This window comes from Pontimicrobium sp. SW4, from assembly GCF_039954625.1.
In the GTDB taxonomy this organism is placed as follows: Bacteria; Bacteroidota; Bacteroidia; order Flavobacteriales; family Flavobacteriaceae; genus Pontimicrobium.
Genome location: NZ_CP157199.1, coordinates 2,332,107 through 2,347,773, shown reverse-complemented (window position 1 = coordinate 2,347,773; position 15,667 = coordinate 2,332,107). Strand labels below are relative to the sequence as shown.

The following is a 15,667-nucleotide window of genomic DNA, read 5'->3' as shown; positions in this document are numbered from 1 at the left end:
ATTATTGTTGTTGTGATTTAGTACACTTTTTTTCATCTCATTTGCAGAGATGCATAAAGCCATAAAAATTACGTTTTATTTAAGTAAACTAACTTAGTGTAAGCACTCAAGGTATTTGTAGAAAACTAATTTTGATTTCAAGGTAATCCGTAGAGTGTTTAAGTCTCGATTATCGAGTAAAAGTTCTATCTTTGCAGCTTAAAATTTAGTAGGAATGACCATTCAGGAAACCTTATCACAACATATTAAAACTGCCTTTTCTAAGTTATATAAAGCTGAACTTGAGACTGTAGAATTTCAATCAACACGTAAAGAGTTTGAAGGAGATATTACAGTGGTAACTTTTCCAATGCTGAGAGCGGTTAAAATGAATCCTGCCAAATTAGGAGAAGATTTAGGAAACTATTTAGTAAATCATGTAGATGAGGTAAAAGCATTTAATGTGGTTAAAGGCTTTTTAAATATTGTGATTGACGATGTATTTTATCTAAATTTTTTCAACACCATTAAAGATAATAATACGTATGGTTTTAAGCCTCAAACCGAAGAGGCTATTATGGTGGAATATTCGTCGCCAAATACTAATAAACCTTTGCATTTAGGGCATATTAGAAATAACCTTTTGGGCTATAGTGTTGCCGAAATTTTAAAGGCAGCTGGACATAAAGTGTATAAAACCCAAATTATAAACGATAGAGGCATTCATATTTGTAAAAGTATGTTGGCTTGGGAACGTTATGGTAATAGAGAAACACCTGAAAGTACAGGATTGAAAGGTGATAAATTGGTTGGGAATTACTATGTGAAGTTTGATCAAGAATATAAAAAGGAGATTGCAAATTTAATTGCTCAAGGGAAAACAGAAGAGGAAGCTAAAAAAGAAGCGCCAATTTTAATGGAAGCTCAAGAAATGCTTCTAAAATGGGAAGCTGGAGATGAAGATGTAGTTACTTTATGGAAAATGATGAACGGTTGGGTGTATGAGGGCTTTGAAACGACTTATAAAAATTTAGGAGTCGATTTTGATTGCTATTATTATGAAAGTGATACCTATTTATTAGGAAAAGAGTTTGTTGCCGAAGGTTTAAAAAGTGGCGTATTCTTAAAAAAGGAAGATGGCTCTGTTTGGTGCGATTTAACAGAGGATGGTCTAGATGAAAAAATTGTATTACGTGCGGATGGTACAGCGGTGTATATGACGCAAGATATTGGTACAGCCATACAACGTATTAAAGATTATCCTGATGTTGGAGGCATGGTATATACAGTTGGTAACGAACAAGATTATCATTTTAAAGTCCTGTTTTTAATCTTGAAAAAGCTTGGGTTTGATTGGGCAAAAAATCTATATCATTTAAGTTATGGTATGGTAGATTTACCTAGTGGAAAAATGAAAAGTCGTGAAGGTACTGTAGTGGACGCCGACGATTTAATTATTGAAATGGCAACGACTGCTAAAGAACTATCTCAAGAGCTAGGGAAATTAGACGATTATAGTGATAATGAGAAGCAAACTATTTACAATACCATTGGCTTAGGTGCTTTAAAGTATTTTATATTAAAGGTTGACCCTAAAAAGCGTATTCTGTTTGACCCAAAAGAGTCTGTAGATTTCCAAGGAAACACAGGGCCATTTATACAATATACGTACGCACGAATTCAGGCTATTTTAAGAAAAGCAGATTTTAATACCTCTATTACATTGAGCGCAAACGAAGTGTCTTTAGAGCCTAAGGAAAAAGAACTTATAAAACAATTAGAGTTATTCCCTGAAGTAATACAAAATGCTGCACAAAACCATAGTCCTGCATTAATTGCTAATTATACCTACGATTTGGTCAAGGAGTTTAACTCGTTTTACCAAAATGTCTCTATTCTTGGAGCCGATAACCAAAACGAAAAAGTGTTTAGGGTACAGTTATCCAATACAGTAGCGAGTACTATAAAAAATGCGTTTGGGTTGTTAGGAATTGAAGTGCCTGAGCGTATGTAGGTTTTGAAATTAGCTATAATTCCTTTATGTATCGTAACCAATATTGAAGTCTTTAAAAAAAGGAATAACCAAAAACTACTGAAAAAGCTTTATACTCAGAGAACCAGTAAACATAATTGCCAAAAATATCTCTACTTGTTTGAAGTCTTAATTCAATACTATAAGTGTCATCAAGTTTATAACCTAATCCAAAGGCTAAATTACTTTGTGTTTCAAAATCTAGATCATTAACAACAGTATCATTGTCAAGTCTTGTTATAGTAATGTTAGATTCAAAATTGACATCAAATACCATTGAAACATTAGCGAAAATTTTAGAATTTTCATTTAAGAAAAAATAATGCCTCAAGCCAATTGGAACTTCGATTGAGCTATAATTTACCTTAGCTGATAATTGATTAAGAATAATTTGTTTATTTACAGTTAAAACGTCTGATTGATAATTTTGATAAGCAGCTTCAATTAAAATTGCCCATTTATTTTTGTTAAAGGGTAAAATGAACTCAGTCTCAATACCTAATCCTAAGCCAAGTTTATTGCCGAAATTTGTATCATATTGCTCTGAAGCTTTGTTATGTATAATTAAAGATGAGCTTTTTAAACGAGGTCTAATCGTTAAATTAAAAAGGTCTTTACTTTTGTTTTGTTCATAATTAGTAAAGGTAGAATTATTACATATATTATATTCAGAAAAAAACTTTATTAAGTCATTTTTTCTATACTCTAGACTTTCAATTTTTTTTATTTCAACAGTAGAACATTTTAAATTATTCCAAAGTTGTTGTTTATATTGAGTGTTCTTTCCTAATTTATTATCGTTTGTTCTATAACTTTTATATACTAACTGCTCAATATTTTCTCCTTCTTTGTTATAGAAAAAACGTTTTAAATTTCCTTTTCCATAATAGTATAAATTAGCAACTCCTTCAACTAATACTTTTAGAAAAAGCTCTTCCTCTACAAATTCAGGGTTTCTATTATTGGTCATAAGGTTAAAGTTTTCTGTTGATCTGTCTATGTTAACTGTGTGCTTAACGTATTTAGATATCTCATAAATCTCAAACTCTTTAATAGAAGTAATATTTATAATTTTTACTTCACTATTTTCAGATAACTTATATTCAAACTCTGTTGGGTTATTCAACCAATCGGAGTTTTTAATAAAACAATCAACTTTTAGGTTATTGTTATTGATAAAGTGCCCTCTTTCAAAAGAAATTTGAGAATAGCAATTAATAGTCATAATTGTTATTAAAAAAACTAATAGATTCTTTTTCATTTCAGTATATTTTTTTTGAGTATAAACAAATATAGAGTTTTTTCTTACGAAGTCATATTACTATTGTATTTATAAGAGTTCTTTAATATCATTTTCATCATCCTCATCTTCCGTTTTTTCAACTAACTCGGTAAGGTTTTTTGGTAAATTATCTTTACCATAAAATAATATTGGTACAGGTAATATTGCAGCCATCCCTATCATAAGTAATAATAGAAATAGACGCAAAAAACGTTTAAATTTTTGCATAGGTTTGTTTATAAAAATGATACAATATCTACAACCAAGGTTTTGGTGTAGAACACATTAGAAATAAAAAAGTGATTAACCTATGGATGTGTCGTCTTTAGAAAGAGAAGACTGAAGGATAGTTTTTAGATAGTCAGATTTAATAGGTAAGTTTAAATTATCTTGCTTTTTGTATTGTGTAGCAAATAAACTTTTATGATGCGTTAAACAACATTTAAAATCGAAAATAGAAAAGTTGTTTTCAAGAATACTATGCGCTTTTCTATGATTAATATGATACGTATTCTCGTTTGAAGACTTTTCAAAACTACTAATTACCCATGATGTACTGGTGGCTTCAACTGTTACATATGTATCCACTTGAAATGTTAGGCAACAAGCAATAAGAGTAAAGCTAAAGAATAGAGGTGTAATTCGTTTTGAAATCCGCATGTTTAAATATATGCTTTTTATTATTAATTTTTTATATTAAATCTATTAAACATATCCTAAATTATAGTTTTAAAATCTTTTTGTTAAAGTTTCTTTTAAAATAAAAGAGAACAGGTAATAACTTTATTAAACGTAATAAGTTATTACCTGTTGTTTTTTAATAATTAAAACTATAAAAAAGAATTAATCATTTTTAAAAGACTTATCTGGATAGGCTGGAACTGGAGGTACTTTTCTAGGGTCTTTTGCAATTAACTCTTTAAGATGTTTTATAGCAGCTTCTAATTGCGCATCTTTACCATTAAAGGTTGCGTGAGGTAAGTTGTCTACTTCAATATCTGGAACAAAACCATGACCTTCAATAAGCCATTCACTATTGTTGCCATATACACCCATCATAGGCGCTCGGGCTAATCCATTGTCTGATAGTCTATTGACACTACTTAGCCAAATTTCTCCTCCCCAAGTACGCATACCAATGGCAGTTCCTAATCCTAGCTTTTTAAATCCATCTGCAAAAGCTTCACCATCTGATGCTGTATTTTCGTCAACTAAAATTACGATATGACCTCTAAAGGCATATTGCATATTCCAAGAAGGCTTGCCAGATCGCGATTTCCAATACATCCAAGCTTTACGAAGCAATTTTTCAAGAATAAAACTTTCTATATTTCCACCTCTATTATGTCGTACATCTATAATTAGACCAGGTCTATCAAATACAGGATAAAACTCTCTATACCATTGGTTAATATCGTTTGATCCCATAGCTTGAAGATGTACATAACCAATATTATTGTTGCTTTCTTTTTCAGTAATTAAACGTCGAGAATATTCCCAGTCTTTATAACGCAAGCTATACATACTACCAATAGGTTCTACAATAACATCTCGACTAGAAGTAGCACGCTTAATTTTGAGTTTTACTTGTTTACCAATTTGGTTTCTAATTAACTCTCCAATGTCTAGAGATTCTAATGATGGTTTGCCGTTAACATGTGTAATCACATCACCAACTCTTATATCTAGGTACGGGTCATCTAACGGAGATTTAGTGTCTGGATAATCAGGATCTGCTTTGTATATATAGTCAATACGATAGCCTTTGTTTGCATTGTCTCTACTAAAACGAGCGCCTAAATTTGCAATAGGAATATTTGCATTGTCATTTCTTGTATCTCCTCCTCGAACGCTAGTATGTAGTGCAGCAAGTTCACCTACAAAGCGACCAATAAGATCCGATAATTCATTTCTAGTAGTAACTCTATCTACAAGAGGATAGTATTTATCATGCATTTTTTTCCAGTTAACACCATGCATATTTTTATCATAAAAATAATCACGTTCCATACGCCATGCATCTGTAAAAATTTGCTTCCAGTCTTCTAATGGTGTTATGGCAAATTTCCAACCGCTTAAATCAATTTTACTATCATTTAGACCATTTACTTTTCCTGTTCCAGCATCTACCATATAATAGTTGCTTCCTTTACTAACTAATAATTTTTTGCCATTTCCAGTAAGTTGAAAACCTCTAACACCTTCAATCATGGTATTAAGCTTAACGTCTTCGTTGCTAATTTTAATTACAGCAAGATCTGTTTGAGAATTTGCACCTGTACTACTAGATAATGTATAAATAGCCTTATCGGTAACTTCTAAACTTCTATAATTTCCTGGAGCTACTGGAACTTCTTCAATACGTTCAATAATTCCGTTTTTATCAATTTTTATTGAAACAGGTTCTTTAGAATCTTCTTTTTTAGAATCTTCAGAAACTAATTCGTTATCTTTTCTAAAAGGAGACCTAGTACCTTTTTGTAAAGCAATGTGATATACTTTCTCACTAATATCAAAATAAGGTTCAGGTTGCCTTGGTCCCCAAGGAGAACCAACTATAGTTCTAAAATTTCTATCAGAAAGGAAATAAATAAACTTTCCATCAGGACTCCATTTTGCATTTACACTATTAGCACGATCTGTAGTTATTGGAAAAGTTTCGTTTGTGTCCAAACCATGTAAAAATATTTGAGCCATAGTATTATCTGCTACCTGTACAAAGGCTAACCATTTACTATCTGGAGACCATGAAAAACTGTAAATCCCTTCTTCATTAGTCGATATTTTTTTGCTCTTTCCGTTAGCTAGGTTAAGAATAAACATATTATTCTCTAAATCACTATAAGCTAAAAATTTACCGTCTGGTGAAGGTGTTCCACCATATCTTAAAACGCTTCCATCTTTGGTAATAGGTTTTGGCTGATCTTCACCTTTTGTATCTATTTTCACAAATTCAAATTCACCACTTTCATCAGATAAGGTATATATGTCTTCTCCGTTGGAAGAAAACGTAGCGTCTCTATATCTTACATCTTTTTGATGTGTAAATTCTACAAATCGTCCTGATTTTACAGGTGCTATAAAAGCACGACCTCTAGCTGTGATCACGATGCGCTCGCCTTTAGAATCTGGACTTACAGAAGTGATATAACTAGATGGGTTCTCAACCCAATTTTCTCTAAGTTGATCTAAATCGGACTGTAGTCTAATGTCAATTTTTTTAGTGGTATTTGATGTAATATTATAATGCCAAATGTCTGCTCCTAATTGGTACACAATATTACCATTGTTTTGTTTTGCATAGCGGACATCAAAACCTTCATGTTTGGTATGCTGTTTTAAGTCGTTACCATTTTCATCCATCGACCAAACATTCATAGTACCATCCCTATCTGTAATAAAGTAGACACGATTATTATACCACATTGGGTGATGGCTCCCTCCAGAAAAATCGGTTGTTAATTTTATAGCTTCTTTACTACCAGTCGTAAATTTCCAAATCTGTCTAGCTGTACCTCCTTTATAACGTTTAGTTACATTACCATGATAGGAAGGGCGAACAAAAAACACTGTGTTTCCATTAGCATTATAAGTTGCTTCACTTGCCTGATGTAGAGGGACTCTATGTTTGTCTTTAGTTTTAGTGTTTATAGTAACTAATTGTCTGTCTGGTAAAGTGGCAAAAGCTCTTGTGTCGTAAACAATTTCACCATTTGGAGTCCAAGTATTGACTAGAGAAGCATCACTTTCGTAAGTCCATCGCATTGGTAATCCACCAGTAATTGGCATAGTGTAAACTTCTGTAGGCCCTTCATAGCTTGCGGAAAATGCAATGGTTTTTCCGTTTGGAGAAATAGCTGGATTAAATTCTTCTTCGGCATGTGTGGTTAATCTTTGCGCAAGTCCACCGTTTAATGGAACGCTCCACAAATCACCTTCGGCACTAAAAATTACCGTGTTTCCATGTATTGTTGGCGTGCGATAATAACCTTCAAAACCTTGTGAGAAAACAAAAGTTGAAGAAAAAAGTAAAGTAATAAAAAGTAATAAGAATTGCGACTTAGAAAAATGAGTTTTAAAATACATACAATGGTCTTTAAAATATTAGATGATTGTAGTAGTTAAATTCTCAATAAATAAAAGGCAAGCTAATTTAGGTTTTTTAAAATGAATTTCAAAGCACTAAAAATGTAATCTGAAGCTGAAATTTGGTGTAATTCCAAGGGATAAATTTTCTACTTTCGAGATGTTGTCTTCGTCATCAATGATATAATATGCATTAATGGTGTTTTTCTTGTTAAGTAAATTCCATAATGAAAACCCAACAATAGCATTAGCATTGTAAGATACTTTAAAGGTATAGGTTGTAGAAAAATCGGTTCTTAAGTAATCTTTAATATTGCTGCTATTTGGTGATGCGTAATTTATAGTATTATTAGTGTTAGGATTATTGGCATCTGGTTTTGTGTAAGGTTTTCCAGTTCGCCAATTAAAACCTAAAGCAAATTTGAAATTTGTGATAGTATATGTGCCAGCAAAGGTAAGAGCATGAGTTACATCAATATTATTTGGAAAAGAGTTACCAAGGTTTAAATCTTTAAAAACATAATTGTTTTTACTAAATGAATAACTTAACCAAACACTCGTATTGGAATATTGTTTATTTATTAAAAAATCTACACCCTTAATTTGATAATTACCAATAGCATTTACAAATTGATATTGATTTTGAAATCCCTGACTTCTTGTAGTAATCCCATTAACTTCTTTCATATATGCATCAGCACTTAGTAATAGCCTGTTTTTATTATATCTAATTCCAGCTGATATCTGTTTACTTTTTATAATAGGAATATTCGTGTCATTTGATAACACCCAACGACGTTTTTCAATACCTAAAAAATCATTCTGTAAATCAATAATTTGTGATGTGGTTTGACTCTTTAATTCACCTAATATTTCGAATCTAAAATTATTTAAAAAGCGTTGATTGAAACTAAAACGAGGTTCAAAAAGTGTTTTCGAGAATTTCTCGAAATAATTACCACGAACACCAACTTTTAGTTTGGTGCTTTGTGAATTTGCAGCAAAGTCTAATTCACTATAAAGTGAATGTGTTCGTATCACTTCTTTAATATAACTTCTAAAAATAGGATTGTTTACATCTTCTAAATTGCTCACGCCAACTTCAGAAAATTGATAACCATTATTTAATTTTAAGTTGTCGTTAAATTGATAATTTAATTGAGTTTTAATACCATTATCATACACTTGGTTTTCTTGTATAAGTCGTTGGTTATTTATGACGTCAAAATTAGTAGCATCTAAATTATATTTTGATACATATACTTGAACAGATGTTGAGAGTTGTGAACTCCAATCTCGAGTGTAATCTATAGAAGCAGCTAAATTACTTTGAGTTAGTTTGCTTTTTAATTCTTCGTCTACATCATTAATTCTTGATTGTTCGTTGTAGTTTAGACTATTAAAAACATTTAAAAAATTAGCTCTTAATTTATCTTTTGCTGAAAGGTCGTAAAGCACCTTTAGAGTTGTGTCGTAAAAATAAAAATGCTCATCTTTTGAGACTGTACTATTATTTTGATTGTTCGTTAGATCTGAATCTTGAAAAATACGTTTGAAATATTGATCGTAGGTTGGTGTAGCGATAAGGTCGGTTAAAGAACGCCTTGCCGAAAGTTGTATTTCTGTTTTTTTATTTAAGGGGATTTTAGCGAACATATCACCGTTAATAAAATTAAAACCACCTCCACCTGATGCTTTTTTGCTAATAGAATTTGAAGATTGCATATCAATGACACTAGAAACACCATCACCATACATAGTGCTTGTTCCATTTTTTGATACACTTACAGTTTCTGTTAGATAAGGGTTGAAGGCAGAAATTAAACCAAAAAAGTGCCCAGATTGGTACATTTTTATACCATCCCAAAGCATCAAATTTTGGTCATGGGTGCCTCCACGAATATTTACATTAGACACACGTTCGTCAACACTAATAACCCCTGGAAGCGATTGTATTGTTTGTAGAATATCGGGTTCTATAAGCCCTGGTAAAATCCCAAATGATTCAGGTTTTATGGTTGTAGAACCACCATTAGTTAATGAAATACCTTTGGTTAAATAATTATTTATGACTACTTCTTCTAAGTATTGTGTTTTAAAAGATTTTGATGGTTTTTGTGCTTCTTTTTTTATAATTAAAATTTTGTTGTCTAATGTTTCAAAAGAAAGATTTGTATTGGCAGAAATATAATCTAACACTTCAGTAAGTGATAATCCAGAAGAAGGTAATACAATAGTTTTATCCTTTAAATTGGCATCAGCATAAGAAAATGTAACATTGTGCGCAGTTTCTATTTGCTTTAAAAAGGCAACAAGAGGAATTGTTTCTTTATTAATTTGAGCAGCAACCGTCAAAGAACTAAAGAAAAATAAAACAATGTATAGAAAACTTAAAGTTGTTCTAGTCACGTGATAATTCTATGATAGTTTTATTTTTAAAATTATACTTTACATCTAAAGGTAAAGTTATAGATTTTAAAGCCAATTCTATATCGTTATGGCTAAAACTTCCTGTGAATAATTGTTTTACATTTATGTTTTGAGGGTTTATAGACACATTGTATTGCCTTTCGAACTCACGAATTACGTACTCGAAAGGCATACTTTTAAAGTAGCTTTCATTATTGATCCATGAAGGATGTAATGAGTTTTCTTTTTCTTTAGCAATTAATTTCCCATCAATTTTTAAAAAGCTATTTCCTGGTTTAAGTATTACAATGTCACTATTATGAGTTACTTTAACAGAGCCTTCGTAACAAATTACTTCAAAATAATTGTCACGTTGCTTTACGTTAAATTCTGTTCCTAAAACGGTAACTATACCGTGTTTTGTTTTTACATTAAAAGTAGATCCTTTTGCAACTTTAAAAAATGCTTCACCCTTTAAAGTTACATCCCGATTTTTGCTCCAACGATTTTCATTAAACGCTAAACTTGACATAGCATTTAACGATACATTTGAAGCATCTGGAAGTTCAATAGTTGTTTTTTGTGCAGCAAGGGTAGTGAAATTGGTATCTAGAGTTGTTGTATAATAATACACCGAAAAAGAAATTGCTAAAATAGCAGCAATTCTTAAAACTGGACGTAACCAATGCGTTTTGGATTCTTTTTTAGTAGTACTAATATTCTGCAACGCACTATTAAGCTCTTCTTGAACATTGTATTCAGGAGCTTTAAATCGTGTAAGGTTGTTTGAAAGCGTCGTTAATTCCTTATAGTCTTCAAGCTTTTTAAATGCTTCAAGTTCCTGAGGATTTAACTCGTTATCTAACCATTTTTTTATTAATCCTTTGCGTTCCATAATATTAATTACACCTATATAACAATCAACTTTTAAAAACTCCTACCTTGTTTTTAAATTTCTTTAATACTTTCTCGTAATTTTTTTAGCGCACCATAAATTCGTTTTTCAACTGCTTTTTGAGAAATATCTAAAAGCACAGCAATTTCTTTATGTTTTTTTCCTTCAACTCTATTAAGTAAAAAAGCAGTACGCTGTGCTTCACTTAAATTTCCAATGGCTTTTTGGAGTTTATCCATATATTCATTTCCTTCTAAAATAAATTCGGGAGTTTCATTGGTATGGGTTTTTGGTTTCGTTTTTTGATATTTTAAAACCACTTTTTGATGTGATGCTTCATTTAGCATTAAATTATTAGCTACAGTAAATAAAAAAGATTTTGCTTTACTAGGTGTGACTTTACCACAATGTTCCCATAGTTTAATAAATGCTTCTTGTACTTTATCCTTTGGATTAAAATGTTCACCAAACTTATAATATAAAAAGTCGTGTAGATTTTTTGAGTGTTTTTCAAATAGACTTGAAAACAAATGTTCGTCGCAAATATTATCGCTTATTTCTTTAGCCATTAACATATCTTGATGCGGTAAAAATAAAAAAAAGAAGCTTGAGGGTAGGTTTTTTTTTGACTTAACTGTTTTTATTTAAAAATTAAATTATTTAAAGGTTAATTATGAAAAAAAGAAAAAAAAATTGGAGTAACATTTTAGGATACGTAAGAGTTATTACTGTTGGAGTTTTAATGGTTGGATGCTCAACAGATGATGATATGAAACTGCCTGTTGTAAATGAAACCATTCCTAACGGATTTTTTGAAGATTGGGTTTCAATACCTAAGAAAACATTAAGCGGTAAGGAATACATAAAAGATTCTCTGGTCTATTGGCAAGAATCAATTGTTAACATCATTGGAAGAGCTCAAACAGGAGTAGGCATTGTAAATAAGTATACAGGAAGCGATGCAAATGGAACTGCTCTTTTTTTAAAAAGAGGTGATGGTGATTGGGCTACAGAAAGTCGAAATAGTGTTTTTACTAAGTTTGAGTTAAAATTGAAACCTAAAAAAATAAAAGGGCGCTATAAGTTTAAAGGCTCTAATAAGTCCAATGGATTAGATAAGGGAGTTGACACCTTGAAAATTCAAGTTTATTTTTCTAAAAGATTAAATGCTATTGAAACTTCTCAGCTAGTAACTGGTTTATTTCCTGAAAATTCTAGAGAGTTTATTGTTACTACACCAACAACTACTTTTACGTCTTTTGAAATAGATATCAATGACTTTCCTGAAGAAGATTATGAAATAGCATATATTCAATTTGTAATGAATATTGGAAAATTAAATCTGGCAGAATATGGTGGAGAGTTTTCTGAAGCCGTTATAGATGATTTAAGTTTTACGTACTAAATAAAAAAAAAGAAGTTTCAAGGTAGGAGTTTTTAAAGTTTAGTTGTTTTATAAGAAAATTGAAGTAAAACAAAAACCTACATTATGAAAACGAAATTTAATTACACGCTTTTATTAGCCTTTTTTGCCCTTTTAACTTTTTCTTCTTGTCAAGATGAAGTTATTGAAATCACAGGACCTAGTGAGAATCAAGTTATTGCTCCACAATCTACCTTGGCTAACTTGATGATGTCTACATCTTCTAATGATGGTACAACAGATGATATTATGGATAGCGCTAATTGCTTATCTGTAAATTTACCCGTTACTATTATTGTAAATGGAATTACTATTACAATTACTACTGAAGAAGACTTAGATTTTATTAGAGATGTTTTTGAAGAATTTAGTGACGACGACGATACGTTAGAATTCATCTTTCCTATTACCATTGTATTGAATGACCATACTGAAGTGGTTATCGAAAACATGGACCAATTAGAAAATTTTATTGATAGATGTGAAAATGAAGAAGTTATTGAATGTGTAGATTTTGTTTACCCTATTTCATTCTCAATTTATAATACAGATTTTCAAGTTATTGAAACAGTTGTTATAGAAAATGATAGAAAACTTTACCAATTCATGGAAAGAATAGAAAATGCTGAACAAGCTATTTTAGCAAGTTTAAATTTTCCAGTTAAAATGGTTTATGCTAATGGTGAAACAGTAGAAGTGCATAACAATCAAGAATTAGAACGTGTGATTAATGAAGCAGAAGATATGTGTGATCAAGAAGATGATTGCGATATAGATGAAGTAGATGAATACTTAATGGAATGTTATTGGAAAATATTTAGATATAATGGTGACGATCATTTAAGACCTTACCATCTTGCCTTCCTAGAAAATGGACAATTAAAAGTAATTAATCCAGATGGTTCAACATCTATATACGGAACTTGGAATACAAGAGAAACTGATGATGGAATTGTCTTAAAAATCACAGAATTAAACGCTTTCAATGAAAATTTGAGTGGAGAGTGGTTAATAGAAGAATGTGATGACGACAGATTTAAACTTGTAAGAGAAAGTGATATTGCTGGAACTAGTGATACTACAATGGTTCTTAAGCAACGTTGTGAAGATGAACCAGACTGCTCAGCTCAAGAAATAAAAAGATATTTAAAAGACTGCTCATGGTATGCAGGAACAAATTTAAATAGTAGCGGAGCCTTAGGGAAGTTTAATTTTGCAGAAGATGGAACTTTAACTATGGAGGACTCCAATCCTGCTTCAGGCGCTATTACTGGAACATGGGAAGTTGCACTAACAGATTATGCTATTAAATTAATTTTAGACTTACCAGCACCATATGATAACTTTTCTGGATATTGGAAGGTTTACGAATGTGATGACAATAGAATTAAAGTAATACGTGAGAATCATTATATAGTTTTTGAAAAAGAATGCTATAATCCTTTTGATTGTTTCGAAAACAGAGATGTAGTTATTTGTGAAGATGGCGTAGAGTTTGACGGAATTGCAACATTCAATTTAAATGAGGTTTATGATGAATGTTCAAATGATGATGTAGAAGTTACATTCCATTTAAGTGAAAGTGAAGCTCATAATAATGATAATGCTTTACCATCTGAATATACAAACACGAATAATCAACAACCTCTTTGGGTTAGAGTTACTCTAGCAGGAACAACTAGATACGAAGTTTTCTTCGCAGTACTTTATGTAGAAGATTGTAGTGACGATTGTACAGAGGAAATGATTGACTCATATTTAGTAGAGGCTAATTGTCATTGGGTACCAGTAGCGATTAACAGTAGTAACGATTTTAACGGTTACGATTTCTATTTTAATGCTAATCAAGATTTAGTAATAAAAGATAGTAATGGAAATGAAACTGTTGGTACATGGTCAACAAACGCAGGAACTGGAACAGGTGTAGTAATAAGCATTAGTCAAATAGCTGCTCCTTTCGAGCCATTTAATAAGGACTGGGTTGTTGTTGAATGTGGTGCTGAACGTATGATACTTGTTAATGATAATGTAGAATTAATTATAGAAAGAGAATGTCTGTAAAGACGTAAAGATATACGAGCTTACACATAAGCTTTAGTTGTTTTTAGTTATTGGTTAGAGAAAAAGGGTTGCAATTTTATTGCAGCCCTTTTTTATAGTACTATAACTTCTATTATATGCTTCAAATTATTAAATTTGCAGTTCTCAAAATTATAAGTAGAATATGTTTAATAATTTAAGCGATAAGTTAGATAAAGCACTTCACGTCCTAAAAGGACATGGTAGTATTACCGAAGTAAATGTAGCAGAAACTTTAAAAGAAGTTCGTAGAGCACTTTTAGATGCCGATGTTAACTTTAAAATCGCAAAAGAGTTTACTAACAGAGTAAAAGAAAAAGCTCTAGGTCAAAATGTATTAACAACATTGCAACCAGGGCAATTAATGGTTAAAATCGTTAAAGACGAACTAACCGAATTAATGGGTGGTGATGCTGCGGGTGTAAATCTTTCAGGAGCACCATCAGTAATTTTAATGTCTGGTTTACAAGGTTCTGGTAAAACCACATTTTCTGGTAAACTGGCCAATTATTTAAAAAACAAGAAAACTAAAAAACCGTTATTGGTCGCTTGTGATGTGTATCGTCCTGCTGCGATAGACCAATTACATATAGTTGGAGAACAAATTAATGTTGAGGTATTTAGTGATCGTGGAAATAATGATCCAGTAGCCATTGCAAAAGCAGGTGTCGCTCATGCGAAGGCTAACGGATTTAATGTAGTAATTATAGATACCGCAGGTCGTTTAGCTGTAGATGAGGCGATGATGACCGAAATCTCTAACATTTATAAAGCAGTACAACCGGAGGAAACATTGTTTGTAGTCGACTCTATGACAGGTCAAGATGCTGTTAATACAGCAAAAGCTTTTAATGATGTTCTAAATTTCGAAGGTGTTATTTTAACAAAGTTAGATGGTGATACTCGAGGAGGAGCAGCAATATCAATTAAATCTGTTGTAAATAAGCCTATTAAATTTATAGGTACAGGAGAAAAGATGGATGCTATCGATGTGTTCTATCCTGCTCGTATGGCAGAACGAATCCTTGGAATGGGAGACGTTGTGTCTTTGGTAGAACGCGCTCAAGAACAATTTGATGAAGAAGAAGCACGAAAGCTTCAAAAGAAAATTGCCAAAAACCAATTTGGTTTCGACGATTTCCTAAAGCAAATTCAACAAGTTAAGAAAATGGGTAGCATGAAAGACCTTATGGGAATGATTCCTGGTGCTGGAAAAATGATGAAAGATGTCGATATTGATGATGATGCTTTTAAAGGAATTGAAGCAATTATACATTCAATGACACCAGAAGAGCGTTCAACACCATCAATATTAAATGCAAGTAGAAAAAAGCGTATAGGGAAAGGTTCAGGAACATCAGTTCAGGAAGTAAATCAATTGCTAAAGCAATTCAACCAAATGAGTAAGATGATGAAGATGATGCAAGGAGGCGGTGGAAAGAAAATGATGCAAATGATGAAGAATATGCCACGTTAGTTTGA

At 31.6% G+C, this 15,667-nt stretch carries 11 protein-coding genes; 4 read left to right on the top strand and 7 right to left on the bottom strand.

The genetic code is table 11. From position 1 onward, the window contains the following. Positions 1 to 214 precede the first annotated feature (214 nt). A complete protein-coding gene (gene argS, locus ABGB03_RS10955; protein WP_347922560.1) occupies positions 215 to 1,993 on the top strand; it encodes an arginine--tRNA ligase in 1,779 nt (592 codons plus the stop codon). 52 nt (positions 1,994 to 2,045) lie between these two features. Here the strand turns inward: argS and ABGB03_RS10950 are convergent, their stop codons facing one another. The 7 genes from ABGB03_RS10950 to ABGB03_RS10920 form a co-directional block, all read right to left on the bottom strand. Beyond that, positions 2,046 to 3,272 carry a tRNA modification GTPase gene (locus tag ABGB03_RS10950; protein WP_347922559.1) on the bottom strand — a complete coding sequence of 409 codons (1,227 nt, stop codon included), beginning with the start codon at positions 3,270 to 3,272 and terminating at the stop codon, positions 2,046 to 2,048. A 69-nt stretch (positions 3,273 to 3,341) separates the two neighbouring features. Beyond that, complete coding sequence (locus tag ABGB03_RS10945) at positions 3,342 to 3,521, bottom strand: hypothetical protein (protein WP_347922557.1); 180 nt, start codon at positions 3,519 to 3,521, stop codon at positions 3,342 to 3,344. A 75-nt stretch (positions 3,522 to 3,596) separates the two neighbouring features. Beyond that, entirely contained in the window at positions 3,597 to 3,953 is a 357-nt protein-coding gene (locus ABGB03_RS10940; RefSeq protein WP_347922556.1) for a hypothetical protein, read from the bottom strand. A gap of 183 nt (positions 3,954 to 4,136) precedes the next feature. Continuing rightward, positions 4,137 to 7,379, bottom strand: a complete 3,243-nt coding sequence (locus ABGB03_RS10935; protein WP_347922555.1) for a S41 family peptidase — start codon at positions 7,377 to 7,379, stop codon at positions 4,137 to 4,139. A 96-nt stretch (positions 7,380 to 7,475) separates the two neighbouring features. Beyond that, entirely contained in the window at positions 7,476 to 9,788 is a 2,313-nt protein-coding gene (locus ABGB03_RS10930) for a TonB-dependent receptor (RefSeq protein ID WP_347922554.1), read from the bottom strand. After that, positions 9,781 to 10,683 (bottom strand): FecR family protein, encoded by a 903-nt coding sequence (locus ABGB03_RS10925; RefSeq protein ID WP_347922553.1) that lies wholly within the window; start codon positions 10,681 to 10,683, stop codon positions 9,781 to 9,783. The genes ABGB03_RS10930 and ABGB03_RS10925 overlap by 8 nt, the downstream gene beginning before the upstream one ends. Before the next feature lie 53 nt (positions 10,684 to 10,736). Then, the gene (locus ABGB03_RS10920) at positions 10,737 to 11,252 is read right to left on the bottom strand and encodes an RNA polymerase sigma factor (RefSeq protein WP_347922552.1); all 516 of its coding nucleotides are present in this window, start codon (positions 11,250 to 11,252) and stop codon (positions 10,737 to 10,739) included. 104 nt (positions 11,253 to 11,356) lie between these two features. On the opposite strand from ABGB03_RS10920, the gene ABGB03_RS10915 reads away from it, so the two are divergent. From ABGB03_RS10915 to ffh, 3 genes are all read left to right on the top strand, one after another. Next, positions 11,357 to 12,088, top strand: a complete 732-nt coding sequence (locus ABGB03_RS10915) for a hypothetical protein (RefSeq protein WP_347922551.1) — start codon at positions 11,357 to 11,359, stop codon at positions 12,086 to 12,088. An 84-nt stretch (positions 12,089 to 12,172) separates the two neighbouring features. Continuing rightward, complete coding sequence (locus ABGB03_RS10910; RefSeq protein WP_347922550.1) at positions 12,173 to 14,167, top strand: hypothetical protein; 1,995 nt, start codon at positions 12,173 to 12,175, stop codon at positions 14,165 to 14,167. Positions 14,168 to 14,330: 163 nt separating this feature from the next. Next, positions 14,331 to 15,662, top strand: coding sequence for a signal recognition particle protein (ffh, locus tag ABGB03_RS10905; protein ID WP_347922549.1), 1,332 nt, complete (start codon positions 14,331 to 14,333; stop codon positions 15,660 to 15,662). Positions 15,663 to 15,667 lie beyond the last annotated feature (5 nt).

Coding starts and splice junctions, on each gene's coding strand:
- ABGB03_RS10950 (WP_347922559.1), bottom strand. CDS start 3,272: ATGAAAAAGAATCTATTAGTTTTTTTAATAACAATTATGACTATTAAT.
- ABGB03_RS10920 (WP_347922552.1), bottom strand. CDS start 11,252: ATGGCTAAAGAAATAAGCGATAATATTTGCGACGAACATTTGTTTTCA.
- ABGB03_RS10910 (WP_347922550.1), top strand. CDS start 12,173: ATGAAAACGAAATTTAATTACACGCTTTTATTAGCCTTTTTTGCCCTT.
- ffh (WP_347922549.1), top strand. CDS start 14,331: ATGTTTAATAATTTAAGCGATAAGTTAGATAAAGCACTTCACGTCCTA.
- ABGB03_RS10940 (WP_347922556.1), bottom strand. CDS start 3,953: ATGCGGATTTCAAAACGAATTACACCTCTATTCTTTAGCTTTACTCTT.
- ABGB03_RS10945 (WP_347922557.1), bottom strand. CDS start 3,521: ATGCAAAAATTTAAACGTTTTTTGCGTCTATTTCTATTATTACTTATG.
- ABGB03_RS10915 (WP_347922551.1), top strand. CDS start 11,357: ATGAAAAAAAGAAAAAAAAATTGGAGTAACATTTTAGGATACGTAAGA.
- argS (WP_347922560.1), top strand. CDS start 215: ATGACCATTCAGGAAACCTTATCACAACATATTAAAACTGCCTTTTCT.
- ABGB03_RS10925 (WP_347922553.1), bottom strand. CDS start 10,683: ATGGAACGCAAAGGATTAATAAAAAAATGGTTAGATAACGAGTTAAAT.
- ABGB03_RS10935 (WP_347922555.1), bottom strand. CDS start 7,379: ATGTATTTTAAAACTCATTTTTCTAAGTCGCAATTCTTATTACTTTTT.